This is a genomic window from Zavarzinia aquatilis, from assembly GCF_003173035.1.
Classification (GTDB): Bacteria; Pseudomonadota; Alphaproteobacteria; order Zavarziniales; family Zavarziniaceae; genus Zavarzinia; species Zavarzinia aquatilis.
In genome coordinates this window covers 1-23,352 of the sequence record NZ_QGLE01000023.1, presented here as the reverse complement: position 1 = coordinate 23,352, position 23,352 = coordinate 1, and the positions used below count along the sequence as shown (strand labels likewise).

Sequence of the window (23,352 nt, the reverse complement as noted above, 5' to 3'; positions counted from 1 at the left end):
GTTACCACCCGGCGTCGCGAGGTGCGGCTTATACTCAAACCCGCTCCCCTGTGTCAACCGCTTTTTCTCAGCTCTCGCGAACCAGATCACCGGTCTTCACTGCGACACCCGAAGTTACCTCCGGAACATCGCGAGGCGCGGCTTCTACCCAAGCCACCCCACCAGCGTCAACCCCTTTCTTCTTCGCCCCATCATCGAGGGATCTGAAAGGCTTCTCCGCCAGCCCCGCCGCCTTCAACCCGTCACCAGGTCTCCGTCGGCGAGGCGCGGGTTGTAGGCCCGGGCCCGATCCGGCGCAAGCCTTAAATGAAGTTTTTTTGGCAATGGGCCGGAGAGGCGCGGATTCCGGTCAGTTTCCGAGGTGGGGCAGCAGCGTGGCCCGCACCTGACGCCACAACGACTCGTCCCCCGCCGAGAGAATCCCCCGACTCGCCCGGTCGCAAACAAAGGCACGTCCGTCCGGCCGGGCGGATTTGCCCCCGGCCTCCTGCACCAGCAGGCAGCCCGGCGCGTGATCCCAGGGCAGGGTGCGCCAATAGAGCAGGAAATCGACCGCGCCGCCGAGCAGGCGCAGATAGTCGTGCCCAGCGCAAAGGGTGGAGCCGACATCGACGAATTCGTGGCGCCGCGCATCGAGCCGGTCGCGCCAGGGCTGGTCGAGGAAGCGGGTCTGGGCCGCGCCCTTCGCCTTTGCCAGCGGCGGCGCCTTGCCGAGCCGGACCTCGAGGCCGTCGAGTCGGGTGCCGCTGCCCGCCTCGGCCATGGCCATGCGGCGGCCGAGGGCATCGTATATCCAGGCGGCGACCGGCCGGCCGCGCTGGAGCTGCGCCACCATCACCGCGAATTCCGGCCGGCCGGCGGCGAAATTGGCCGTGCCATCGAGGGGATCGACCACGAAGACCACGCCTTCGTCCGCCAGGCGGTCGAGAATCGCCGGATCGGCATGTGCCGCCTCTTCCCCGATCACGATGCAGCCGGGGACCAGCGACGCCAGCCCGAGGGTCAGGCGGTCTTCGGCCGCGCGGTCGGCGACGGTGACGATATCCCCCGGCGACTTCTCCTCGATCTCGTGACCGGCGAGGCGGCGAAAGCGCGGCAGCAATTCCGCCTCGGCGACGTCGCGGATGAGTTCGGCGATCCGGTCCAGCATGACACATACCCTCGATCATGACCGCCCCGCGTCCTTGGATCTGGAACCCGTGTCGGCGATGGCGCCTTAATCATGGAGGTTCCGATCCTGCGAGGCACGCGCATCATGGCACGCAATCTTCCCCATGTCGGCCTTGCCCTCGGCAGCGGCGTCGCGCGGGGCTTTGCCCATATCGGCGTGCTGCGCGCGCTGGAGGCGCGGGGGGTGCGGCCCGACGTGATCGCCGGCACATCCATCGGCGCCGTCGTCGGCGCCGCCTATGCCGCCGGCAAGCTGGACCTGCTGGAGGACTGGGCCCACAGCCTCGCCAAACGCAAGTTCTGGCGTTATCTCGACCCGCGCATGTCGGGGGGCAGTCTGTTCGGCGGCCAGCGCCTGTCCGACCAATTGCTGCAGCATCTCGCCGATATCGAGATCGGCGCCCTGTCCCGGCCTTTCGTCGCCGTCGCCACCGATCTCGTCTCGGGCCATGAAATCTGGCTGCGCGAGGGGCCGGTGGTCGAGGCCGTGCGCGCGTCCTATGCCCTGCCCGGGATTTTCCCGCCGGTGGAGCGGCAGGGGCGCTGGCTGGTCGACGGCGCGCTGGTCAATCCGGTGCCGATTTCGGTCTGCCGGGCGATGGAGGCGCGGATCGTCGTCGCCGTGAATCTGAACGCCGACAGTTTCGGCCGCGCCCGGGTGCAGAGCCCGGCGCCCGAGGCCGACGAAATCCTGCAGGATATAGAGGCCGCGGAAGCGGAAGCCGAAGCGACCGATCCGGCCAGGCCCCGCCTGCGCTGGCTGCCGGTGCCGCGGCCCCGGGGCAAGGCCAGGGTGAAGCCCCCGCCCCGGCGCGACGCGCCCGGCATCATGTCCGTGATCGCCTCGGCCTTCGATATCGTGCAGGACCGCCTGACCCGCAGCCGCCTCGCTGGCGAGCCGCCGGACGTGACCATCGCGCCCCGCCTGAACAGCTACGGCTTCATGGATTTCGACCGCGCGGAGGACATGATCGGCCTCGGCGCCGCCGCGGTCGAGCGGGCCTGGCCCGATCTCGACGAGGCGCTGGGCAGCCTCATGTAGCGAGGCGGCGGTTCAGGGCGGCAAGCCCGAGGGCGAGCACGAGCGCGAGGATGCCGGCGGCGAGCACGGATTCCGGCGTCGCCTCGAGCCGCTCGAACCATTGGGTATAGAGGTGGATGGCGGCGAAGATCGCGGCACAGTTCAGCACCCAGCGCGCCCCCGCCAGCGCCGCCCAGATCCCGGCGACGCCAAGGATCAATGCCCAGAGAAGAGTGAAGACGATTTCGGGCACCACCAGCGGCTCGGCCCCGCCGAGGTCGATGGTGTCACCCCAGAGCGAGCCGACCCAGAAGCCGAAATTGGCGACGATGACCGCCGTCGCCGCCCCCACCCGCAGGAGCCGCGCCCCCTCCGCCCCGAACAGCCGGGCGAGACCGGCCAGAGACCCGGCCAGCGCGACCATGACCACGATGGCGAGGCTGGAATCCGGCACGGCGAGGGCATAGCCGCCGTCGCCGAGATAGCCCGCCTGCGCCCCGACCGCGCCCGAGACCGCGATCACCGCGAGGGCGGCGAGCAGCCCGTTGCCCGCGACCCCGGCGCCGAGGGCATAGACCGCGGCGACGACGAGGAAGGCGGTGACGTGGAAATCGCCCGCCGTCAGCGCCCCACCCCCGGCGATGAGGCTGCCCACAACGATGCAGAGCTGGGCGAGCAGGGCCCAGTCGGCGAGGCCGCCCCGGGCAAGGCCGAGCCCGGCCGCCGCGATGGCGAGGCCGATCACCACCGCCGTGCCCGGCTGCGGCACCAGGGCGAGCGCGCCGGTGGCGACCGCGAGCACGCCGAAACCGACGAGAATGTTGAAGGCCAGCATGGCAGTGCCCTGACCGCCCAGACGGGCGAGGCGGGCCGCTTCCTCGGCGGTCAGCTCGCCGGCGGCGACCAGGGCATCGAGATCGAGGGTGACTTTCAAGACTTCAGCCATTTCGCCATGGCATCGGCCACGGCCATCGAGGACAGCAGATCGAGGTGGCCGGTCTCGGTCACCAGCAGGCGGTCCTTCGCGCCGAGACCGAAATCATAGGCCGCGTCGGCATGGCGGCCGAAGGCGCTGTCGATGGGCACCAGCCCGTCGCCCAGCAGACGGTCGGTGGCGTCGCCCGGGCGCAGGCCCATGGTGCCGGCGATGGCGTGGTGGCGGAAGGCGGGATGCAGCGGCAGCGGCCGGCGCCGCCGTCCCGCGCCATGATGGAATCGGTCGTGGCCCTGCCAGTCTTCCTCGACGATATTGCCATGGCGCAGGTCCGTGATCCCGGCCGAGCGCACCCTCGTCAGCCGGCCGAGCGCGGCGAGGAAGGGATTCAGTTCGGCCAGGGCCTGCAACTGATGGGCCCCGCGCTCGAGCGGGGCGCCATGATGTGGCGAGCCGAGATAGATCGCATGGGCCCCGAGCGAGAGCCAGGACGCGCCCTGCCGGCGCCCGGCCTCGATCGCCGCGCGGGCGACGAGGCCGCCCATGCTGTATCCGAGGACGGACAGGCGCCGCACCGGCACCGGCCATTCGCGCACCAGGGTCTCGATCGCCGCCGACAGATCGGCGCCATTGGCCGAGACGTGACGTCCGGTGTTGTAGACGACGGAGACCGGGGTCACCCCCGCCTCCGCCGCAAGGTAACGGCCGTGGTGGTGGCCGTAGCGGTGCCAGAAGACATCGGCCATGCACAGGCCATGGATCATCAGCAGGATGTGATCGCCCGCGCCCTCGACATCGGCGGCGAGCGGCGCCGCGCCCGGGCGCAGCAGGCGGCCGCGATGGCGGAAATGCAGGCGAATGGCGAAAGGGTTGCCCTGGGCCTCGAGATGATCGCCGATGGCGCCGTTCAGCGCGGCGACGGCCATCGCCCGGCCCGGCAGTTCCTGGCTGCCCGCGGCTTGCGCGTCGGGCGCCGGCAGCAGCGCCATGCCCTTGCCCAGGCCCTGCCCCAGCGCGCCATTGATGCCGCGGGCCAGGCGATAGGCATTGCGGGCGATGGCAGCCGGCGGCACCACCCCCCGGAACCAGATGGGTGTCAATGCTTCGGCGATGCCGGCATGACTTTCCTCGACGAGGGCCAGCATCCGGTCGACACCGTCGAAGCCAAGGCCGAGCACGGCCTGAAGGTCGCGATACCAGGGATAAACCAAAGGCATGATGGGAAGCGGCGACCCCCGATCAGCCGGTGGCGATGTAACGGCGGAGTTCATCCGCTTCCATCAGGGCTTCGTCGATGCGGCGCTTGACGACGTCGCCGATGGAAATCATGCCGACCAGCTTGCCACCCTCGATCACCGGCAGGTGACGGATGCGGCGGTCGGTCATCAGCGCCATCACTTCGATCACCGTGTCGTGCAGGCGGCAGGACACGACCTTGCCAGTCATGAAATCCTTTACCGGCCGCGCCAGACAGGTGGCGCCGCCCTGGGCGATGCCGCGCACGATGTCACGCTCGGAAAGCACGCCGACCACGCCACCGTCCGCCGCCTTCACGATGACGGCGCCGATCTTGCGCGAATGCAGCAGGCTGGCGGTCGCTTCAAGCGAGTCTTCGGGGCCGACGGTAAAGACGTCGCCTCCCTTGTGCTTCAGGATCGATTCGACTGTCATGTCACCTCCCCAGCTGTGAGCGATCTCGTTTTTTCTTTCATGATGGGGGGGTGTCAGGCCCTTGCGCAAGCCTTCTGCCGGGAACCTCGCGCTTTTTTTCACCCACCCTCAATGCCGGCCGGACGCGAGCAGCCGGCCGGTGAGTTTCCGGGTGACGGAGCGGGGCGTGAAGCGCGGCGCGAGGGCGCCGATCTGGTTCAGAATCCCCGCGACAGAGACGACCTGCCCCCGCTTCGCCGCGGCATGACCGATGCGCGCCACCTCGGCCGAGGTCATGACCGGCACCAGTCCCTTCGAGAACAGGGCATTGCCCGCGACATCGGCGACATCCATGAAATTGGTCCGCGTCGGCCCGGGGCAGAGCGCGGTCACGGTGACGCCCGTGCCCTTCACTTCCTCCGCCACCGCTTCCGACAGGGACAGGACATAGGCCTTGGTCGCGCAATAGACCGCCATGCTCGGCCCCGGCTGGAAGGCGGCGGTCGAGGCGACGTTGAGAATACTGCCCTTGCCCCGCGCCACCATGCCCGGCAGGACGGCGTGCATGAGGTCGGTCAGGGCGGTGATGTTCACCTGGATCATGCCAAGGGTCTTGTCCCGGCTGGCCTTGGCGAAGGAGGAGCCGTCGCCGAAGCCGGCATTGTTGACGAGGACGTCGACGACGAGGCCCCGGCCCTCGATATCGGCGATCAGGGCGCGGGGCGCCGCCGGGTCCAGCAGATCGGCGGTGATCACCGTCGCGGTCACGCCATGGGCCTTGGCGACCTCGCCGGCCAGGGCGGAAAGCGCCGCCTCGCCGCGCGCGACGAGGATCAGGTCGTGGCCATCCGCCGCATATTCGCGGGCAAGATCGGCGCCGATCCCGCTGGAGGCGCCGGTGATCAGGGCAAGGGGGCGTTTCGTGCTCATGGCTCGGCCTTCTTCATGCCGCCCGCCGCTGGCGTCGCGGTCACGCGGCCACTAGAATGGGGGCGGGTCCGCACCGGCCCGCTTCCGGCTACAGGATCACGGAACATGGCCGCCGTCAGCGAAATCATGCTCGATATCGGGGGGACTTCGGTCCCGCTGGAGATGCGCACGTCCGAGCGGGCGCGACGCCTGCTGCTGCGCGTCGACCAGCGGCGCGAGGTGGTGGTGCTGACCCTGCCGACCCGGGTCTCGAAGCGCGAGGGCCTGAGCTTTGCCAGGGGCAATGCCGGCTGGATCGCCGCGCGCCTTGCCAGCCTGCCGCCCCGCGTCGATTTCGTGCCGGGTGCCCGCGTGCCCCTGCTCGGCGTCGCGCATGAGCTGACGCCGGTGGCGCCCGGCGCGCGGCGGCGGCGCGGCGCGGTCTGGATCGAGGATGGCACGATCCAGGTGACGGGCGAGCCCGCCCATTTCGCCCGAAGGGTGTCGGACTTCCTGCGCAGCCGCGCCCGGGCGGAGATCGCACCCCGGGCCGAGCGTTTCGCCCGCCAGACCGAAAAGGACATCCGCGGCCTGACCCTGCGCGACCCGGCCAGCCGCTGGGGCAGCTGCTCGCCCCGGGGCGACCTGTCGTTTTCCTGGCGCCTGATCCTCGCGCCCGCCTTCGTGCTCGATTACGTCGTCGCCCACGAGGTCGCGCATCTGTCGGTGTTCAGCCACGCGCCCCGCTTCTGGGCCCTCGTCGACCGGCTGGTGCCCGACGCGGACGAGGCCCGCCACTGGCTGAAGCGCAACGGCGCCGCCCTGCACCGATACGGCGCGCCGGAACGCGCCGAAGACGGGCAGGGCGAGGACTAGCGTCCCCGCGGTTCGCCCTTCCATTCCATCGAGATCGAGGCACCATCGAAAGCGCGCGCCACGGCCGGGCCATGCCCCATGCGCCGGTGCCGCATGTGCGAAGGTCGCCTTCCAAGGCCCGCCGTAACCTGTCTATGATCGGGACGGTGCGGCTTTCACGGGGATGATGGGGTTATGCTCAAGTCGGATGTGGTGGTTCTCGGTGCCGGGATCGTCGGCGTTTCAGTGGCCCTGCACCTGCAGGCCAAGGGTCGCAAGGTCACCTTGCTCGACCGCCGCGCCCCGGGCGAGGAAACCTCCTATGGCAATGCCGGGCTGATCGAGCGGGCGAGCGTGGTGCCCTATTCCTTCCCGCGCGATCTTCTCGTCCTCGCGCGCTATGCCCTCAACCACAATGTCGATGCCCATTACGATCCGCTGTTCGCGCCCAAGATCGCGCCCTGGCTGTTCCGCTTCTGGTATCACTCCCAGCCCGAGCGCCTGAAGCAGATCTCGAAGGAACTGCTGCCGCTGATCCAGAACAGCCTGTCGGAGCACAAGGCGCTGATCGCCGCCGCCGGCATGGAACATCTGATCCGCGAAGTCGGCTGGATCGAGGTTTTCCGCAAGGAGGAAAGCCATGCCAAGGCGATTGCCGAGGCGAAGGAAATCTACGCCCCGCACGGCCTGAAGTTCGACATTCTCGACGCCGCCGCCCTGAAGGCGAGGGAGCCGCATCTGAAGGATGTCGTCGTCGGCGGCGTGCACTGGCTCGATCCCGCCTCGGTCCGTGACCCGAGCGCGCTGGTCAAGGGCTATGCCGACCTGTTCGTGAAACGCGGCGGCACTTTCGCCATCGGCGATGCCCGCACGCTGGAGGCGGAAGGCAACGGCTATCGCTTCGAGACACGGGACGGCCCGGCCACGGCGGATCAGGCGGTGATCGCCCTCGGCCCCTGGGCCAACGATGTCTATGGCGGTTTCGGCTATGATTTCCCGCTGGCGGTGAAGCGCGGCTATCACATGCATTATGCCCCGGTCGGCAATGCCGTGCTGGGCCATACGCTGCTCGACGTCGACAAGGGCTTCCTGCTGGCGCCGATGAACAAGGGCGTCCGCCTGACCACCGGTGTCGAATTCGCCGACCGCGACGCGCCGCCCAGCCCGATCCAGCTGCAGCGGGCGGAACCGGTCGCCAAGGAACTCTTCCCCCTCGGCGATCATGTCGATCCCGAGCCCTGGATGGGCCGCCGGCCCTGCCTGCCGGACATGAAGCCGGTGATCGGCCCGGCGCCCCGGCACAAGGGCCTGTGGTTCGCCTTCGGCCACAACCACCACGGCCTCACCCTCGGCCCGGTGACCGGCCGCATCCTCGCCGAGATGATCGCGGGCGAAACCCCCTTCATCGACCCGGCGCCTTACGGCGCCGACCGCTTCTGACCGCTCTTCAATCTTACTGATGTCGTCATCCCGGCGCCTGCCGGGATGATCCCCCCATATTAAACACATTAAAAATGTAATCTGAATTCTGGACACTGTGAAAATTGTAAAATAGCGTCGACTCCATAAGGCGAATGGTAAAAGCCTCGATGGAGGGGCGTGCGATGACCTCGGTGGATAATGCTTCGGGCAAGGCCTCTTCGGGCAAGGCCAATGTCTTCTGGTTCCTGCCCACCCATGGCGACGGCCGCTATCTCGGCACCGGCATCGGCGGCCGGGCGGTCGATCTCGACTATCTGAAGCAGATCGCCCAGGCGGCGGACCGGCTCGGCTATTACGGCGTGCTGATCCCCACGGGCAAGAGCTGCGAGGACAGCTGGCTGGTTGCCTCGGCCATGGTGCCGGTGACCGAGCGGCTGCGCTATCTCGTCGCCGTGCGCCCGGGCCTGCAGCCGCCGACCCTCGCCGCGCGCATGACCGCCACCCTCGACCGCCTGTCGAACGGGCGCGCGCTGATCAATGTCGTGACCGGCGGCGACCCCGTCGAGAACAAGGGCGACGGCATTTTCCTGAGCCACGCCGAGCGTTACGAGGTGACGCGCGAATTCCTCCATGTCTACAAGCGCCTGCTCGCGGGCGAGACCGTGGATTACGAGGGCAAGCATATTCATGTCGAGGGCGCCCAGCTGCTGTTCCCGCCGGTGCAGGCGGGCGGCCCGCCGCTCTATTTCGGCGGCTCCTCGCCCGAGGCCAATCAGGTCGCGGCCGAGACCATCGACAAATATCTGACCTGGGGCGAGCCGCCGGCCGCGGTCGCCGAGAAGGTGAAGGCGGTCAAGGCCCTGGCCGAGGCCGAGGGGCGCAAGGTCAGCTTCGGCATCCGCCTGCATGTCATCGTGCGCGAGACCGCCGCGGAAGCCTGGGCGGCGGCGGACAAGCTGATTTCCCATGTCGACGACGCGACCATCGCGGCGGCGCAGAAAGTCTTCGCCCGCATGGATTCCGAAGGCCAGCGCCGCATGTCGGCCCTGCACGGCGGCCGGCGCGACAAGCTCGAGGTCTCGCCCAATCTCTGGGCCGGTGTCGGCCTGGTGCGCGGCGGCGCCGGCACGGCCCTGGTCGGCGATCCCGAGACGGTGGCCAAACGGATGCGCGAATATATCGACGTCGGCATCGACAGTTTCGTCCTCTCCGGCTATCCGCATCTCGAGGAAGCCTATCGCTTCGCCGAACTCGTGTTCCCGCTGCTGCCGCTCGCGCACGATGTACCCAATGTCGCGCAGGGCAAGGTGAACACCGGCCCCTTTGGCGAGACCATCGCCAACGACATCCGGCCGCAGGCAAGGGCCTCGCAGTCGTGATGCCGCGCGTGCCGCACCGCCGGCGATGTAGCTGACCCCGCGCCGCCCCCTCCGACCCCGGGGCGGCGCCCATGACAAAAGCCAAGACCAGGGCGGCCGCCTTCGGCCGCCGACGCCATCCTTTTGCCCGGAGCCAGCCCATGACCACCCGCCTTCAGCCCAGCCGCCGCCTCGTTCTCGCCGGGCTTGGCGCCGCCGGCCTTCTCGCCGCCCACCGCCGCCCGGCGCGGGCCGCCGGCCTCGATACGATCAACATCGACTTCGCGACCTATAATCCGGTCTCCCTCCTGCTCAAGGACAAGGGCTGGCTGGAAGAGGAATTCAAGGCCGACGGCATCGCCATCCGCTGGGTGCAGTCCCTCGGCTCCAACAAGGCACTGGAATTCCTCAACGCCGGCTCGCTGCATTTCGGCTCCTCCGCCGGGGCGGCCGCCCTCGTCTCGCGCATCAACGGCAATCCGGTGCGCTCCATCTATGTCTATTCCCGGCCGGAATGGACCGCGCTGGTTACCCGCGCCGATACCGGGATCAAGACCCCGGCCGACCTCAAGGGCAGGCGCGTCGCCGTCACCCGGGGTACCGACCCCCATATCTTCCTGATCCGCGCCCTCGCCGAAGCCGGCCTGAAGGAGACGGACGTCCAGCTCGTCCTGCTCCAGCACGGCGACGGCAAGGCGGCGCTGCTGCGCGGCGATGTCGATGCCTGGGCCGGGCTCGACCCGATCATGGCCGGGGCGGAAGTCGCCGATGGCGCCGTGCTGTTCTTCCGCAAGCCGGAATGGAACACCTATGGTGTCCTGAACACGCCGGAAGCCTTCGCCAGCGAAAACCCGCAGATCGTCTCCCGCGTGCTCGGCGTCTATGAAAAGGCGCGGCAATACGCCATCGCCAATCCGGCGGAACTCGCCGCGTCCCTTGTCGCCGTAGCCAAGCTGCCCGATCCCGTGATCGCCCGCCAGCTGGAGCGCACGGACCTGTCGAGCAGCCGGATCGGCGCCGCCCAGAAGGAAACCATCCTCGGCGCCGGTCTCGCCCTGCAGGCCGCGGGCGTGGTCAAGCCCGAGGTCGACGTGAAGGCAACGGTCGATGGCCTGATCGACGAGCGTTTCAACCTCGCCGCCCGCTGACGAGGTCCGCCATGACCAGCCTCGATCTCGACCTCCCCGCTGCTTCCCCGCCGCCGCGTCGTGCCCTGCGTTTGCGGGGGCCGCTGCTGGGTCTGGTCCTGCCGCTTCTCCTCGCGGCAGGCTGGCAGGTCGCGGTCGATGCCGGTTGGGCCGGCGGCCGCCTGTTGCCCCCGCCTTCGAGAATCATCGAAAGCCTGTGGTCGCTGGCGGTCGCCGGCGAGCTTCTGCCCCATGTCCTCGCGACCCTGGCCCGGGTCGGCCTCGGTTTCGCCATCGGCGCCGCCGTCGGCATCGTGCTGGGCGCCGCGGCGGGTTACGCCCGCCTGTTCCGCGACCTGGTCGATCCCACGCTGCAGGCGCTGCGCGCGATCCCGTCGCTGGCCTGGGTGCCGCTGTTCATTCTGTGGCTCGGCATTTTCGAGCCGTCGAAACTCGCGCTCATCGCCGTCGGCGTGGTCTTTCCCGTCTATCTCGGCGTCTCTGGCTCGATCCTCGCGGTCGACCGCAAGATCGTCGAGGTCGGCCGGGTGTTCCGGCTGAAGGGCCTCGCCCTCGTCCGGCGCGTGCTGCTGCCGGCGATCCTGCCCGCCGTGGTGCTGTCCTTGCGCAGCGGCCTCGGCCTTGGCTGGATGTTCGTCGTCGCGGCGGAAATCATGGGCGCCTCGGAAGGGCTCGGCTATCTGCTGGTCGATGGCCAGCAATTGGGCAAACCCGACCAGATCCTCGGCGCCATCGTCATTTTCGCCCTGCTGGGCAAGGCGACCGACGCTATCCTCGTGCTGCTGGCGCGGCCGACCTTGCGTGGACAGGACGCCTTCGGCGGAAGGAATTGACATGCTGACCCTCCGCAATCTCGGCAAGACCTATGAAGACGGCACCCGCGCCCTGTCCGGCATCGAGCTGCAGGTCGAGGCCGGGGAGATCCTGGCCGTGGTCGGCGGCTCCGGCTGCGGCAAGAGCACGCTGCTGCGCCTGATCGCCGGGCTGGACCGGCCGACCACGGGTCAGGTGCTGGTGGATGGCGAGCCGGTCGCCGAACCCCATCCCCTCGTCGGCGTCGTCTTTCAGGAGGCCCGGCTCTTCCCCTGGCTTTCCGTCGCCGAAAATGTCGGCTTTGGCCTCCGCCATCTTCCGGCCTCCGAGCGCGCGGCCCGGGTGACCGCCGAGCTTGAGCGGGTCGGCCTCGCGAGTGCCGCGGGGCGCCTGCCGCGCGAGCTTTCGGGTGGCATGGCCCAGCGCGTCGCCATCGCGCGGGCGCTCGCCCCCCGCCCCCGCGTCCTCCTGCTGGACGAACCCTTTTCCGCCCTCGACGCCCTGACCCGGGCCGGGCTTCAGGATCAGCTCGCCCGCCTGTGGACCGGCGACCGCCCCACCCTCGTCCTGGTCACCCACGACATCGAGGAGGCGGCGGTGCTGGCCGACCGGGTCGTGGTGCTGCGGCCCCGGCCGGGACGGGTCGATGCCGTGATCGACATCGCCCTGCCCCGCCCGCGCGACCGCGACGATGCCGCGGTGGAAACGGTGAAACACGATTTGCGCCGCGCGCTCGACCGCTCGCTCGGGGCCGGCCGACAGGGAGAAGCAGCATGAGCCGCCCCGCCGGGCCCACGGTCGCCATCGTCGGCGGCGGCTTCACCGGCGCCTGCGTCGCCCTGCATCTGGCCGAGCGCTGGTCGGGCGCCCTCGCCCTTCATGTCGTCGAGCCGCGCGCCGGGCTTGGCCGCGGCGTCGCCTATGACAGCGACGAGCCGGCGCACCGCATCAATGTGCCGTCCACCCGCATGTCGATCTATCCCGGCGACGAAGGCCATTTCGACCGCTGGCTGCGTGCGAATGATGCCGTCGCCGACGACCCGGCGGCCACCCTGCCCGACGGGCGCATCTTTCCGCGCCGCGCGGTCTTCGGGCGTTACGCCGGGGCCGCGCTGGCCGAAGTGTTGCGCCGCCGCCCGGCCATCGTCTTCCGGCACCACCGCACGCGCGCCGTCACCGTCGCGGCCACGCCGGGCGGCTATCGCATCCACCTCGCCGATGGCGGCAGCATCGAGGCCGATCTCGTCGTGCTGGCCACCAGCCATCCGCCACCGGCCCCGCCGGCCGAACTCTCAACCCTCGACGGCGTCGCCGGCTATGTGCCCGACCCCTGGGCGCCCGGCGCCCTCGACGCCATCGGCCCCGATGACCGGGTGGTGATCGCCGGCACCGGCCTGACCATGGCCGACATCGTCGCCGCCCTCGCCCTGAAAGGGCATCGGGGGCCGATCGCCGTCCTGTCGCGCCGGGGCCTGCTGTCGCGCGGTCACCCGCCCGCGCCGGTCGAGCCCTGGGGCCGTTTCGACCAGCCCCCGCCCAGGACCGCGCTGGAGCTTCTGCGCCGGGTCCGGGCCGAGCTGCGGGCGGCGGCGGCGGCCGGGCAACCCTGGCAGGCCGTGCTCGACGCCGTGCGCCGCGACGCGCAAAACCTGTGGAGCCAGCTGCCTCTGCGCCAGCGCGCCCGCCTGCTGCGCCACCTGCGGCCGTTCTGGGATGTTCATCGTTACCGGGTGGCACCGCAGGTCGAGGCGGCGGTGGCCGATGCGGCGAGCGAAGGCCGCTTCACCCGCCGGTTGGGCCGGCTGCGCGGGGCGGAACCCTCGCCCGAAGGCATCCGAGTCCGTTTCGGTCGGGACGAGACGATCGAGACCGATGCGCTGGTGCTGGCCACCGGTCCCGCGCATGGCAGCGTGATCGCCGGCAATCCGGCGCTGGCCAGCCTCGCCGCCGCCGGCCTCGTGAAGGCGGACAGCCTTGGCCTCGGGATCGCGACGGATCGCAGCAGCCGCGCCATCGCCCTTGATGGCCGCGCGCTCGATACCTTGCTGGTGGCGGGGCCATTGGCCCGCGCGACCTTCGGGGAATTGATGGGCTTGCCGCAGGTCTCGGCCCAGGCCGAACAGGTTGCGGTCCGCGTCGCCGCCTGGCTGACCGCAGCCGGGGCGCGGCGCGGTCTTGCCACCGCGTCGCTTTAGTTATCTCTCTCGTCACCCCGGCGCAGGCCGGGGTCTTTGAACGAGAGAGGCGCCCCTGTCGTCACGAGATGCCGGCCTGCGCCGGCATGACGATGCCCGGATGCTGCGCTCAGGCCTCGTAGGCGGCCTTGTAGGTCTCGATGACCTTGCGGTTGTCGTGCTGCCACGGGTGGAAGCCCGGACGGTAGTAGGACAGATAGACGCCGAGCGAGCGGCGCAGGGTGCCCGGCTTCACCAGCCCGAAATAGAGGGCGGAGGCGATGCTGCGCCAGCCCCGGGCCTCGCCCCGCGCCTTCAGAAGCGCGGCCGCATTGTAATGCACCTGACCGAGGAAGACCCGGGTAGCGAGGCGCATGGCCCGCGTCCGCATCCGGTAACCGGCGAGGCCCTTCGGCTTCACGATGTTCCAGACGTCATAGGCGACGGACTTGTGCTCCGCCTCCTCGATGGCGTGCCAGTGCCAGATGCGCGAGAATTCGGGGTCCGCGCCCTTCATGAAGTCGGGATGGGACAGGAGATCGTCGGCGAGGATCGCGGTGAAATGCTCGAAGGCGCAGGTGACGGCCAGCTTGAACAGCGGGCTGTCGTCCCAGCGGGCGATTTCGTCGCGCAGGCGCTGCTCGAGGGCATCGACGTCGCCGCCGAAGGCCTTGATCGCGTTATTGTAACGCCGGTGTTCCCGCGAATGGATGCCTTCCTGCTGCTGGAAGGCGGTGATTTCCGCCAGAAGCTTGGGATCGGTCACCTGGTCGCGGAAGTGGACCACGGCGTTGATGAAATAGGTCTCGCCCACGGGGAAGAGGATGGAGGAGCCGTCCATGATGGCGGTCGCCACCGGGTTGCCGGCGAACCAGTTGCGCTTGTCGTCACCGGCCAGCGCGAACTTCAGGTTCCGCGGTTTGATGTCCAGCTTGCCCATCCTTCTTCTCCTTATGATCCGATCAGGCTTCGTAGGCCGACTTGTATTTCTCGATCAGGTGACGGGTGTCCTTCTGCCAGGGGTGATAGCCCGGCTTGAAATAGGACAGATAGTCGGGGAGCGTGCGCAGCAAAACGCCCGGGCTGATCAGCGAGAAATAGAGGATGCCGAACACGGTGTGGCGCAGGCTGCCGTAACCGCGCGCCCGCATCAGCGCCTTGGCGTTATAGCGGCTCTGGCCGACGAAGACCGAGGTCGCCTTCATCATCGCCTTCACGCGCATCAGGTAACCCTTGAGGCCCTGGGGCTTCACCTGGTTCCAGACGTCGAAGGCGACCGACTTGTGCTCCGCTTCCTCGATGGCGTGCCAGCACCAGATGCGGGCGAATTCCGGCTCCGCCTTTTCGAGGAATTCCGGATGTTCCAGCACATGCTCGGCCAGCATCGCGGTGAAATGCTCGAAGGCGCAGGTCAGGGCCAGGCGGTACTCGGGCGAGGCATTGGTCCGGTCGAGGATGTCGATCTCGTGCTGCAGGCGGGCTTCGAGTTCGGCGATATTGCCGCCGAAAGCCTCGACCGCCTTGTTGTAGCGGCGATGCTCCCGCGAATGGATGCCTTCCTGCTGCTGGAAGCCGGTGATTTCGGCCAGCAGCTTGGGATCGCTGATCCGGTCGCGGAAGTGGATGACCGACTGGATGAAGAAGGTCTCGCCGATGGGAAAGAGGACGGAGGCGCCGTCCATCATCGCCGTGGCGACCGGATCGCCGCCGAACCAGTTGCGCTTGTCCTCGCCCGCGAGGGCGAACTTGATGTTGCGCGGCTTGATTTCGACCATGCTCATGATGTTTCTCCTCGTCGCTGCCGGCCGGCGCACACGCGCTTCAGGACCGGGCGGGGGCTGGGGATTTGCTGTTCTTGTCCTTGGCGCCGGAGGCGAGGCCGCCGAAGGCCTTGCGCACCAGCGTCGCGTAAGCAACCGGCAACAGCCGCACGAGACCGGAAATGACCCGGGCATCGGGGCCGATCAGGATGCGGGGCGAGCGGCGCTCGATCCCGCGGATGATGGTGGCGGCGGCCTGCTCGGGCGTCGTGCGGGCGATTTCCTCGAACCGCTTGGCGATCGCTTCCGCCGATTCGGCGCCCGGCGGCAGCTCGACCACCCGGGCCGAGGCGGCGATATTGGTCTTGATGCCGCCCGGATGGACGCAGCCGATGTGAACGCCAGAGCCGTGAACTTCCTGGCGCAGGGTTTCGGTGAAACCGCGCACGGCGAATTTCGCCGCGCAGTAAGCCCCCTGACCGGGCACGCCGATCAGGCCGAAGACGCTGGAAATATTGACGATCGAGCCCGATTTCTTCGCCAGCATGTGGGGCAGGAAAGCCTTGGTGCCATAGACGACACCCCAGAAATTGATGCCCATCAGCCATTCGATCTGTTCGATCGGCAGGCTGTCGATCGAGCCGACAAGGGCGACGCCGGCATTGTTCACGACAATGTCCGCCCCGCCGAGTTCGCCGGTCACCCGGTCGGCGAAGGCGAAGAAGGCGCCACGGTCCGAAACGTCCATCGCCTGGGTCAGAACCTTGGTGCCCTGCCGGCGCAATTCGCCCGCCAGGGTTTCCAGCCGGTCCGCGTTGATGTCGGAAATCGCGAGGGTGCAGCCCCGCCGCGCGAAGTCCCGTGCGAGGGCCTGTCCGATCCCCGAAGCGGCACCCGTGACCACGGCGACTTTGCCCTTGAACATTTCCTGACCCATTTTCGTCTCCCTTGTGGGTTTGTTTTCTCACTCGACCAAATTTATGTCAATCGACAAATAAAACCATTTCCAGAGTGATTGCGTCACCCTGTCGCATCTCCGGGCGGATCGTGAGCCTTCGTCACATAAAGGGGAAGGGCCAATCCGCCCCGGGGCGGGACGGCGGGAAAGGTTGCATCCGGGCATGGCCTTGCCGCATTGTGCCGGCAGGTATCGACTTTTCCGGGGTATTCCTCTTGTCGCGTCCGGTGTTCGACGATCTTCAGGCGAGGTTACGCTCGCTCGCGCGGGGGGACCTGCCGTCGGCGGTCGCCCTGCCCGGCAGCCGGGCCGAGCGGTCGGCGGCATTGCGCGCGCGGATCATCGAGGCGGCGAAGCCGGAATTCGCCGCCAAGGGCTATGACGGCGCCTCGGTCCGCGCCATCGCGGCGGCGGCCGGCATCGAGCAGGGCCACCTCGGCTATCATTTCAAGACCAAGCGCGCCCTGTGGGAGGCGACGGTCGACACCGTCTTCGCCGATTTTCCGGAAACGATCGGCGGCATGATCCCGCGCACCTATGAGGATGCGCGCATGGTGATGCGGGCGATGCTGCAGAGCTATGCCACCTATTGCCTGACGGTGCCGGAACACGCCCGCTTCGTCTTCAACGAAGCCTCGGCCGGGGGCGAGCGGCTGGAATGGCTGGTGGAGCGCCATATCCGCCAGCGCATCGCCGTGCTCGAGCCGGTGTTCAGGGCGGCGCGCGACCGGGGCGCCGTCGCCGCCACCTCCTTCGAGGCTTTCGTCGTCTCGTTCCTCGCCGCCTTCGGCCTCGCCTATGCCCTGCGCACCTTCAACGCGGCGATCTTCAGCCCGCCGCGCACCGATCCCGACACGGTCCCGCCCCTGGCGATCGAGGACATGATCGCCCTCTTCGTGAAATAGACCGCGGGTCTCCTCCTTACGCGGCCGAAAGGCCGCCGCCTTCTCCCTATGCGGCCGAAAGGCCGCCGGCGCTCTCGATGAAGGCGGCGATGTCGGCGACGCCGTCGCCTTTGGACGCCCTCGCGAAGACGAAGGGCTTGTCCCCCCGCATTTTCTTCGCGTCCCGGTCCATGACCCCGAGGTCGGCGCCGACGAGGGGGGCGAGATCGGTCTTGTTGATGACGAGGAGGTCGGAGCGGGTAATGCCCGGCCCGCCCTTGCGCGGGATCTTGTCGCCGGCCGAGACGTCGATGACATAGATCGTCAGATCGGCGAGTTCGGGCGAGAAGGTCGCCGCCAGATTGTCACCGCCCGATTCGATCAGCACGAGGTCGAGATCGGGAAAGCGCCGCCGCATCTCGGCGACCGCGGCAAGATTGATCGAGGCATCCTCGCGGATCGCCGTATGCGGGCAGCCGCCGGTCTCGACCCCGAGGATGCGCTCGGGCTCCAGGCTGCCGGCGCGGGTCAGGAATTCGGCGTCTTCCTTCGTGTAGATGTCATTGGTGATCGCCGCGATGTCATAGCGCGCCCGGAAATACTGGCACAGCTTGTCCATCAGCGCCGTCTTGCCCGAGCCGACCGGCCCGCCGACACCGACACGAAGCGGACCATGGGGATTACGCAGGGTCATGAGCGGAACAGCCTCGTATACTGGGTTTCGTGGCGCATGGCGCAGATGTCGGAGACGAGGGCGCAGCCGCCCAGGGCATCGAAGGGATCGGCCGCGGGATCGAGGGCGAGGGCCCGGGCGACCGCATCCTGGACCGCCGGCATCAGGGCGGCGATGGCCTTCTGGCCGTCGGTCTGGCCGAGCGGCACCAGCCGCTGCGCCGCCGAGACGAGATTGGCCGCGAAGGCGTGGAGATAGGCGGTCAGCGCCGGGGCGAGCCCGATCCCTTCCGCCGCCGCGAGCGCGCCGACGACCACCGGATAGGCGACGCTGGCGGGCAGTCGCTCCAGCACCTCATGGCCCCAGGCGGCCTCCGAGATCAGGCGGAAGGCCGTGCCCTGCGCCAGGGTTTCCACCTGCCGCTCCTTGGCCGGGGCATTGGCGGCGGCGAGTTCGGCGATTGCGTTCAGCTTCGCTTCGTCGCCCCCGGCCCGGTGAGCATGGGTGAACAAGACCGCGTCATTCCAGCCGCTGCCCTGACCGAGCAGCAGGCCGAGCCAGTCGACGAGGGCGGCGCGATCCCGCACCCAGCCCTGTTCCACCGCCCATTCGAGACCGTGGGAATGGCTGAAGGCGCCGACCGGATAGGACGGCGACAGCCAGGCCATCAGGCGGTAGAGCGCCGCCTCAGTGGTCATGCTTGCAGTCGGGTCCGTGGACGTGGTCATGGTCATGGTCATGACCGTGGTGGTCATGGTCGTGGTCATGACCGTGATCGTGGCCGCAGCAGGCGCCATGGCCGTGATCGTGCCCATGGTCATGACCGTGGTGATCGTGGTCATGGTCGTGATGACCGCCGGCATAGGCGCCGCCCTCGGGATCGAAGGCGGCGTCGACCTTGGCCACCACGGCGCCGAGGCCGACCAGCATGTCCTCGATCACATGATCGGGGCGGATGCGGATGCGGTCGGCGAGCAGCTGGGTCGGCAGATGGCGGTTACCCAGATGCCAGGCGATGCGCACCAGCTCGGCCGGGTTCTTCGCGGTGATTTCCACCAGGTGCTCGGGCGCCGCCAGCACGCGGATCACGCCGCCGCCGTCGAGAGACAGACCGTCGCCGTCATTCAGCGGCACGAGTTCGGCGAGATCGAGCAGGAACTGCTGGCGCCCGGCCGACAGTACCGCCCGGCGCCGGAGCCGGGCCTCGGAATCCAGCACCACCTCGCCGACGACGGCATCATCGGCGAAGGAGCCCTTGGGCAGGACGGCGGAAGCGCGCTTCATGGTCGACTGGTCCTCGAAGAAGAAACTCTGCCCTCGTTCTTACGACCGAAGCGGCGATCCGTCATCAGCGATCCTCGAATTCCGGCCCCCGCGCCGACTCAGAGCGTTTCCCCCAGCCCGAGGATCGCCGTGACCTGCGACGACCAGTGGCCGCCGTTGCCATGACAAAGGGCCAGTTTCGGCGCGTCGAGCTGGCGCGCCCCGCATTCGCCGCGCAGCTGGCGCACCGCCTCGATCAGCAGAAACAGGCCGTACATGCCGGGATGGACGCAGGACAGGCCGCCGCCATTGGTGTTGAGGGCGAAGCCGCCGCCATGGCGCAGCTTGCCGTCGGCGACGAAGCGCCCGCCCTCGCCCTTCGGGCAGAAGCCGAGGTCTTCGAGGAACAGGATCGGCGTGATGGTGAAGGCATCATAGAGCATGACGAGGTCGAGATCGGCATGGGAAACCCCCGCCATCGCCATCGCCCGCGGCCCCGAACGGCTGGCCGACGTCGTCGTCAGGTCCGGCATGGAGGAAACCCAGCGGTGCCAGTTCTCGGCCGCGACCCCCATCAGATAGACCGGCGCCTTGGGAAAATCCCTGGCCCGGTCGGCCCGCGTCATGATGATGGCGCCCGCGCCGTCGGTGACCAGGCAGCAGTCCTTGACCGTCAGGGGATCGGACAGCATCCGGGCCGAGAGCACGTCGTCGAGCGACAGCGGCCCCCTGGCGAAGGCTTCCGGGTTCAGATTGGCCCAGGTCCGCGCCGCCACCGCCACTTCGGCGAGGTGTTCGCGGGTGGTGCCGAATTCATGCATGTGACGGGCCGCGGCGAGGGCATAGGCCGACACCGGGTAGCGCGGCTTGTAGGGGGCCTCCCAGGTCACGGTCTCGCTGGTCGTGACGAATTTGCCCGAGCCGGTGCGCTGATTGGAGCCATAGGTGATCAGCGCGACCTCGCACAGGCCGGCGTCGAGGGCGAGCGCCGCCCATTGCATATGGGCGAGGAAGGAGGCGCCGCCGGTGTTGGTGCCCTCGGTCACCTTTGGCCGCAGACCGAGATATTCGGCGACCGAGACCGCCGGCATGGCGTTGACCATGGTCGCGGAAAAGACGCCGTCGATATCCGACAGCTTCAGGCCGCAATCGGCAAGGGCCGCCCGGGTCGCGTCGGCGATCAGCTCGAAATGGTTGCGGCCCGGCGCCTCGCCGATGCCGGCCTGACCGGCGCCGACGATGGCGGCGCTGCCGCGCAGACGATTGCTTGCCATCACGGTGCCTCCGCCGGGGTGAAGACGACGACGGGGGCGCCGTCCTCGGTCACGATGCGGGCGACGACCGGCTGGCCGATGCGCACGTCGGTGGGCGGAATGCCATCGACGCGGGTCATCATGCGGCCGCCCTCGGCGAAATCGACGAGGGCGATGTTCAGGTCGCCGCCCTCTTCCTTCCGGCGTCGCAGCACTGTCGTCGAATGGACCGTGCCCCGGCCGCTGGCGTCGCGAAGGGCGATATCGCCGCTGCCGCATTGGGGGCACAGCACGCGGGGGAAGAAATGCGCCCGCCCGCAATCCGCGCAGAAGGGCAGGGTAAGCCGGCCCGCCGCGAGGGCGTCGCGCCACAGGCGCTCGGGCCCGGGACCAGATGCCGCAACCTTGATCACCATCAACTCTCCCCGTTTTCGTTTTGGGCACCCTAGCCATCGCCTCATGCCTCGACAAGGTCGGAGCGCCCCGAGGATTGCCACCATGAATACGGCCGTTATCCTGTCACTCAGGCAGGGGGAGCAGGGAATGAGCGATGACGACGTCGAAGAGATACGGTCCGAGGTCGCACAGCGGCTGGGCGAGGACTTCGGCCTGAACGCGACACTGAAGCTGGATTTCAACGGGGCGGGTATCGTCTATCTCGACGGCAGAGCGACACCGAACGCCGTCAGCGGCGACGATTTGCCGGCCGATTGCACGATCAGGATCAGCCTCGCCGATTTCCGGGCCATGACCGAGGGCCGGCTGGATGGCACCACGGCCTTCATGATGGGCCGCCTGAAGGTCGAGGGACAAACCGCCATCGCCATGAAGCTGCGGCCGATCCTGGGGCGGAAATAGGGGAACTGCCGGGCCGTCGCCGGTGTTGCTGTGCTTGGTTTCACAGGTTGTGACAACGATCACGCCGCCCCACTGGCAACCCCGGCCGGCCGGGCCTAGAATGGCCTTGTACCGGGCGCTGGGGTGGACGCAGCTTGAGAGGAAGCATCGGATGTTGAAGCACGCATTGGTTCTTGCCCTGGCGGGCGGCCTCGTCGCCGGCTGCGCCGAGGACGGCCGGATCTCCAACACCGGCGCGGGCGCCGGCATCGGCGCCCTGGTCGGCGCGGGCATCGGCGCCGCCGTCGCCGGCAATCGCGGTCAGGGTGCCCTGATCGGCGCCGGCATCGGCGCCCTCGCGGGTGGCGCCGTCGGCTACTACATGGACGAACAGGAAAAGCAGCTGCGCCAGAAGATGGCCGGTACCGGCGTCGAAGTGCAGCGCGTCGGCGACAGCATCCGCCTGATCATGCCGGGCGGCGTCACCTTCCGCACCGGCTCGTCCGAGATTCAGCCGCAGTTCTACGGCCCGCTCGATCAGGTGGCCGGGGTGCTGCAGCAATATCCGCAGTCGCTGATCGACGTCGTCGGCCATACCGACAATGTCGGTTCGGACCAGATGAACCAGCAGCTGTCGGAACGCCGGGCCTCCGCCGTCGCCTCCTACTTCATGTCGCGCGGCGTCGTCGCCCAGCGCCTGAACGCCTATGGCCTCGGCGAGACCCAGCCGGTCGCCGACAACAGCACCGATTTCGGCCGCCAGCAGAATCGCCGGGTCGAAGTGCTGATCCGTCCCTATACCGGCTGATCTCAACAATTGGTCACGGCGGGTCGCTATGGGTTGCGGCCCGCCACTACTTTCAGTCTATAGTGCCTGCCTGTTCGCTGGCCGGCCGGAATGTCGGAAAGCGACACTCCCAAGAGATTTCGGCGCAAGAATTTTCAGCGCAAGAGATTCCGGCGGCAGGACCGTTTTCATGACGACAGCGCAAGAGCAGGCAGCCGACAATCTGGTTCTCGTCGTCGACGACGACGCCGATCTGTCGGAATTGCTTCGCCTGCGGCTCGAGCGGGACGGTTTCCGGGTCGCGACTCTGGCCTCGGTCAACGATCTCGCCGAATGCTGCTGCATGGAGTCGGATCCGGCAGCCATCGTCATGGACCTGAACCTCGGCGCCCAGGACGGGCTGCAGGCCGCCGAGTTCCTGGCCGGCAAGGGCTTCAAGGGCCCGGTGTTCCTGATCAGCGGCTTCGACGATCGGGTCATCGCCGCCGCGCGCCGCCATGCCGAGGCGCTGGGCCTGATTCTGCCCGCGGTCTTCCGCAAGCCGTTTCCCCTCGCCGATCTGTCGGCCGCCATCGTCGGTGCCATCGGCGGCCGGCGACCGGCCGACGTCCCGGAAATCCACGCCCTTCTCGCGTCGGGCAGCATCAGGCCCTATTTCCAGCCCGTGGTCGATCTCGCCACCGGCGCCGTCATCGCGGGTGAAGCCCTGGCGCGATGGGTCCGGCCGGACGGCACGGTCAACGGGGCCGGGCACCTGCTGCCCATGATCGCGGCGGAAAACCTCTGGCACGCCTTCACCGAGGGGATGCTGCGCGATACCGCCGCCGCGCTTCGTCGCTGGTCCATGGCGGGGCGGGCGCCCTGTCCGGTCTCGATCAACCTCGAGGCCAGCATCGCCACCGATCCGGACTTCGGCCCGCGTGCGGCCGCCATCGTCGCCGAGGCGGAGATCGCCCCCAGCCTTATCCGTTTCGAGATTACCGAGCAGACCGCCATGGCCGACACGGCCCAGGCCTTGCGAGCCCTGACCTGGCTGCGCATCAAGGGTTTCGAGCTGTCGATCGACGATTTCGGCACCGGCTTCTCGTCCCTCGCCGTGCTTCACGCCATGCCCTTTTCCGAACTGAAGATCGACCAGTCCTTCGTCAAGCGCATGACCGTCGATCAGGACGCGAGGATCATCGTGAAGGCGATGGTCGATCTCGCCCATAATCTCAATCTCGCCTGTGTCGCCGAAGGCGTGGAGACGGCGGCGACGGCAGAGGCCCTGCGCGAGATCGGCTGCGACCGCGGTCAGGGCTATCTCTTCGGCGGTGCCGTCGATGCCGACCGCTTCGCCGACCTGCTGCAGCGGCATTCGGCCTAGGTTCTGTACCCATAAACGGGATTCCCAAAGAAGCGGAGCCGTGATTCAAACTTCCTGATACAAGGGAGTTCGCTCATGGCCCGCTTCGATCTGTCGGACAAGGAATGGTCGATTATA

General features: G+C 68.5%; 25 protein-coding genes. 12 read left to right on the top strand and 13 right to left on the bottom strand.

The features are described from left to right. Positions 1-349 precede the first annotated feature (349 nt). A complete protein-coding gene (locus DKG74_RS21015) occupies positions 350-1,150 on the bottom strand; it encodes an inositol monophosphatase family protein (protein WP_109908146.1) in 801 nt (266 codons plus the stop codon). 105 nt (positions 1,151-1,255) lie between these two features. Between DKG74_RS21015 and DKG74_RS21010 the strand changes: the two genes are divergently transcribed. After that, on the top strand, positions 1,256-2,212 hold the full coding sequence (locus DKG74_RS21010; RefSeq protein WP_207779452.1) for a patatin-like phospholipase family protein: 957 nt from the start codon (positions 1,256-1,258) through the stop codon (positions 2,210-2,212). Here DKG74_RS21010 and DKG74_RS21005 read toward each other — a convergent pair. The 4 genes from DKG74_RS21005 to DKG74_RS20990 form a co-directional block, all read right to left on the bottom strand. Further along, on the bottom strand, positions 2,205-3,137 hold the full coding sequence (locus tag DKG74_RS21005) for a hypothetical protein (RefSeq protein ID WP_133251675.1): 933 nt from the start codon (positions 3,135-3,137) through the stop codon (positions 2,205-2,207). The genes DKG74_RS21010 and DKG74_RS21005 overlap by 8 nt on opposite strands. Then, positions 3,122-4,342 (bottom strand): PGAP1-like alpha/beta domain-containing protein, encoded by a 1,221-nt coding sequence (locus tag DKG74_RS21000; protein WP_133251674.1) that lies wholly within the window; start codon positions 4,340-4,342, stop codon positions 3,122-3,124. The genes DKG74_RS21005 and DKG74_RS21000 overlap by 16 nt, the downstream gene beginning before the upstream one ends. Positions 4,343-4,364: 22 nt before the next feature. Continuing rightward, positions 4,365-4,796, bottom strand: a complete 432-nt coding sequence (locus DKG74_RS20995; protein WP_109908142.1) for a CBS domain-containing protein — start codon at positions 4,794-4,796, stop codon at positions 4,365-4,367. 108 nt (positions 4,797-4,904) lie between these two features. Then, complete coding sequence (locus DKG74_RS20990) at positions 4,905-5,705, bottom strand: SDR family NAD(P)-dependent oxidoreductase (RefSeq protein WP_109908141.1); 801 nt, start codon at positions 5,703-5,705, stop codon at positions 4,905-4,907. Positions 5,706-5,810: 105 nt separating this feature from the next. Between DKG74_RS20990 and DKG74_RS20985 the strand changes: the two genes are divergently transcribed. The 7 genes from DKG74_RS20985 (at position 5,811) to DKG74_RS20955 (ending at position 13,475) form a co-directional block, all read left to right on the top strand. Continuing rightward, the gene (locus tag DKG74_RS20985) at positions 5,811-6,560 is read left to right on the top strand and encodes a M48 family metallopeptidase (protein ID WP_109908140.1); all 750 of its coding nucleotides are present in this window, start codon (positions 5,811-5,813) and stop codon (positions 6,558-6,560) included. Between the two features lie 174 nt (positions 6,561-6,734). Further along, positions 6,735-7,979 carry an NAD(P)/FAD-dependent oxidoreductase gene (locus tag DKG74_RS20980; RefSeq protein WP_109908139.1) on the top strand — a complete coding sequence of 415 codons (1,245 nt, stop codon included), beginning with the start codon at positions 6,735-6,737 and terminating at the stop codon, positions 7,977-7,979. Positions 7,980-8,143: 164 nt separating this feature from the next. Continuing rightward, the gene (ssuD, locus tag DKG74_RS20975; protein ID WP_109908147.1) at positions 8,144-9,340 is read left to right on the top strand and encodes an FMNH2-dependent alkanesulfonate monooxygenase; all 1,197 of its coding nucleotides are present in this window, start codon (positions 8,144-8,146) and stop codon (positions 9,338-9,340) included. 140 nt (positions 9,341-9,480) lie between these two features. Further along, positions 9,481-10,467, top strand: a complete 987-nt coding sequence (locus DKG74_RS20970; protein WP_109908138.1) for an aliphatic sulfonate ABC transporter substrate-binding protein — start codon at positions 9,481-9,483, stop codon at positions 10,465-10,467. An 11-nt stretch (positions 10,468-10,478) separates the two neighbouring features. Continuing rightward, positions 10,479-11,300, top strand: a complete 822-nt coding sequence (locus DKG74_RS20965; protein WP_109908137.1) for an ABC transporter permease — start codon at positions 10,479-10,481, stop codon at positions 11,298-11,300. Between the two features lies 1 nt (position 11,301). Beyond that, the gene (locus DKG74_RS20960) at positions 11,302-12,057 is read left to right on the top strand and encodes an ABC transporter ATP-binding protein (protein WP_109908136.1); all 756 of its coding nucleotides are present in this window, start codon (positions 11,302-11,304) and stop codon (positions 12,055-12,057) included. Beyond that, entirely contained in the window at positions 12,054-13,475 is a 1,422-nt protein-coding gene (locus tag DKG74_RS20955; RefSeq protein WP_109908135.1) for an FAD/NAD(P)-binding protein, read from the top strand. Before DKG74_RS20960 ends, DKG74_RS20955 begins: the two co-directional genes overlap by 4 nt. A gap of 109 nt (positions 13,476-13,584) precedes the next feature. Here DKG74_RS20955 and DKG74_RS20950 read toward each other — a convergent pair whose 3' ends face one another. From DKG74_RS20950 to DKG74_RS20940, 3 genes are read right to left on the bottom strand one after another with little or no spacing between them, the layout of a single operon-like run. Next, positions 13,585-14,394, bottom strand: coding sequence for a metal-dependent hydrolase (locus DKG74_RS20950; RefSeq protein ID WP_109908134.1), 810 nt, complete (start codon positions 14,392-14,394; stop codon positions 13,585-13,587). A 22-nt stretch (positions 14,395-14,416) separates the two neighbouring features. Beyond that, on the bottom strand, positions 14,417-15,235 hold the full coding sequence (locus tag DKG74_RS20945) for a metal-dependent hydrolase (RefSeq protein ID WP_165837802.1): 819 nt from the start codon (positions 15,233-15,235) through the stop codon (positions 14,417-14,419). A 40-nt stretch (positions 15,236-15,275) separates the two neighbouring features. Then, a complete protein-coding gene (locus DKG74_RS20940) occupies positions 15,276-16,151 on the bottom strand; it encodes an SDR family NAD(P)-dependent oxidoreductase (protein ID WP_109908132.1) in 876 nt (291 codons plus the stop codon). Between the two features lie 236 nt (positions 16,152-16,387). Between DKG74_RS20940 and DKG74_RS20935 the strand changes: the two genes are divergently transcribed. After that, complete coding sequence (locus DKG74_RS20935) at positions 16,388-17,077, top strand: TetR/AcrR family transcriptional regulator (RefSeq protein WP_165837801.1); 690 nt, start codon at positions 16,388-16,390, stop codon at positions 17,075-17,077. A gap of 46 nt (positions 17,078-17,123) precedes the next feature. On the opposite strand, the gene ureG is transcribed toward DKG74_RS20935, so the two are convergent. From ureG to DKG74_RS20910, 5 genes are all read right to left on the bottom strand, one after another. Then, positions 17,124-17,750 (bottom strand): urease accessory protein UreG, encoded by a 627-nt coding sequence (ureG, locus tag DKG74_RS20930; RefSeq protein ID WP_109908130.1) that lies wholly within the window; start codon positions 17,748-17,750, stop codon positions 17,124-17,126. Beyond that, the gene (locus DKG74_RS20925) at positions 17,747-18,397 is read right to left on the bottom strand and encodes an urease accessory protein UreF (protein ID WP_341475868.1); all 651 of its coding nucleotides are present in this window, start codon (positions 18,395-18,397) and stop codon (positions 17,747-17,749) included. Before DKG74_RS20925 ends, ureG begins: the two co-directional genes overlap by 4 nt. 19 nt (positions 18,398-18,416) lie before the next feature. After that, on the bottom strand, positions 18,417-19,013 hold the full coding sequence (locus DKG74_RS20920; RefSeq protein ID WP_109908128.1) for an urease accessory protein UreE: 597 nt from the start codon (positions 19,011-19,013) through the stop codon (positions 18,417-18,419). 98 nt (positions 19,014-19,111) lie between these two features. Beyond that, a complete protein-coding gene (locus DKG74_RS20915) occupies positions 19,112-20,266 on the bottom strand; it encodes a thiolase (RefSeq protein ID WP_109908127.1) in 1,155 nt (384 codons plus the stop codon). Then, the gene (locus DKG74_RS20910) at positions 20,266-20,661 is read right to left on the bottom strand and encodes a Zn-ribbon domain-containing OB-fold protein (RefSeq protein ID WP_109908126.1); all 396 of its coding nucleotides are present in this window, start codon (positions 20,659-20,661) and stop codon (positions 20,266-20,268) included. Before DKG74_RS20910 ends, DKG74_RS20915 begins: the two co-directional genes overlap by 1 nt. 127 nt (positions 20,662-20,788) lie before the next feature. On the opposite strand from DKG74_RS20910, the gene DKG74_RS20905 reads away from it, so the two are divergent. From DKG74_RS20905 to DKG74_RS20895, 3 genes are all read left to right on the top strand, one after another. Then, positions 20,789-21,103 carry an SCP2 sterol-binding domain-containing protein gene (locus tag DKG74_RS20905; protein WP_109908125.1) on the top strand — a complete coding sequence of 105 codons (315 nt, stop codon included), beginning with the start codon at positions 20,789-20,791 and terminating at the stop codon, positions 21,101-21,103. A gap of 151 nt (positions 21,104-21,254) precedes the next feature. Then, on the top strand, positions 21,255-21,890 hold the full coding sequence (locus DKG74_RS20900; RefSeq protein ID WP_109908124.1) for a YiaD family glycine zipper/OmpA-like lipoprotein: 636 nt from the start codon (positions 21,255-21,257) through the stop codon (positions 21,888-21,890). A 169-nt stretch (positions 21,891-22,059) separates the two neighbouring features. Continuing rightward, entirely contained in the window at positions 22,060-23,235 is a 1,176-nt protein-coding gene (locus DKG74_RS20895; protein ID WP_165837800.1) for an EAL domain-containing response regulator, read from the top strand. Positions 23,236-23,352: the final 117 nt, after the last annotated feature.

Coding starts and splice junctions, on each gene's coding strand:
- DKG74_RS21015 (WP_109908146.1), bottom strand. CDS start 1,150: ATGCTGGACCGGATCGCCGAACTCATCCGCGACGTCGCCGAGGCGGAA.
- DKG74_RS21010 (WP_207779452.1), top strand. CDS start 1,256: ATGGCACGCAATCTTCCCCATGTCGGCCTTGCCCTCGGCAGCGGCGTC.
- DKG74_RS21005 (WP_133251675.1), bottom strand. CDS start 3,137: ATGGCTGAAGTCTTGAAAGTCACCCTCGATCTCGATGCCCTGGTCGCC.
- DKG74_RS21000 (WP_133251674.1), bottom strand. CDS start 4,342: ATGCCTTTGGTTTATCCCTGGTATCGCGACCTTCAGGCCGTGCTCGGC.
- DKG74_RS20995 (WP_109908142.1), bottom strand. CDS start 4,796: ATGACAGTCGAATCGATCCTGAAGCACAAGGGAGGCGACGTCTTTACC.
- DKG74_RS20990 (WP_109908141.1), bottom strand. CDS start 5,705: ATGAGCACGAAACGCCCCCTTGCCCTGATCACCGGCGCCTCCAGCGGG.
- DKG74_RS20985 (WP_109908140.1), top strand. CDS start 5,811: ATGGCCGCCGTCAGCGAAATCATGCTCGATATCGGGGGGACTTCGGTC.
- DKG74_RS20980 (WP_109908139.1), top strand. CDS start 6,735: ATGCTCAAGTCGGATGTGGTGGTTCTCGGTGCCGGGATCGTCGGCGTT.
- ssuD (WP_109908147.1), top strand. CDS start 8,144: ATGACCTCGGTGGATAATGCTTCGGGCAAGGCCTCTTCGGGCAAGGCC.
- DKG74_RS20970 (WP_109908138.1), top strand. CDS start 9,481: ATGACCACCCGCCTTCAGCCCAGCCGCCGCCTCGTTCTCGCCGGGCTT.
- DKG74_RS20965 (WP_109908137.1), top strand. CDS start 10,479: ATGACCAGCCTCGATCTCGACCTCCCCGCTGCTTCCCCGCCGCCGCGT.
- DKG74_RS20960 (WP_109908136.1), top strand. CDS start 11,302: ATGCTGACCCTCCGCAATCTCGGCAAGACCTATGAAGACGGCACCCGC.
- DKG74_RS20955 (WP_109908135.1), top strand. CDS start 12,054: ATGAGCCGCCCCGCCGGGCCCACGGTCGCCATCGTCGGCGGCGGCTTC.
- DKG74_RS20950 (WP_109908134.1), bottom strand. CDS start 14,394: ATGGGCAAGCTGGACATCAAACCGCGGAACCTGAAGTTCGCGCTGGCC.
- DKG74_RS20945 (WP_165837802.1), bottom strand. CDS start 15,235: ATGAGCATGGTCGAAATCAAGCCGCGCAACATCAAGTTCGCCCTCGCG.
- DKG74_RS20940 (WP_109908132.1), bottom strand. CDS start 16,151: ATGGGTCAGGAAATGTTCAAGGGCAAAGTCGCCGTGGTCACGGGTGCC.
- ureG (WP_109908130.1), bottom strand. CDS start 17,750: ATGACCCTGCGTAATCCCCATGGTCCGCTTCGTGTCGGTGTCGGCGGG.
- DKG74_RS20925 (WP_341475868.1), bottom strand. CDS start 18,397: ATGGCCTGGCTGTCGCCGTCCTATCCGGTCGGCGCCTTCAGCCATTCC.
- DKG74_RS20920 (WP_109908128.1), bottom strand. CDS start 19,013: ATGAAGCGCGCTTCCGCCGTCCTGCCCAAGGGCTCCTTCGCCGATGAT.
- DKG74_RS20915 (WP_109908127.1), bottom strand. CDS start 20,266: ATGGCAAGCAATCGTCTGCGCGGCAGCGCCGCCATCGTCGGCGCCGGT.
- DKG74_RS20910 (WP_109908126.1), bottom strand. CDS start 20,661: ATGGTGATCAAGGTTGCGGCATCTGGTCCCGGGCCCGAGCGCCTGTGG.
- DKG74_RS20905 (WP_109908125.1), top strand. CDS start 20,789: ATGAGCGATGACGACGTCGAAGAGATACGGTCCGAGGTCGCACAGCGG.
- DKG74_RS20900 (WP_109908124.1), top strand. CDS start 21,255: ATGTTGAAGCACGCATTGGTTCTTGCCCTGGCGGGCGGCCTCGTCGCC.
- DKG74_RS20895 (WP_165837800.1), top strand. CDS start 22,060: ATGACGACAGCGCAAGAGCAGGCAGCCGACAATCTGGTTCTCGTCGTC.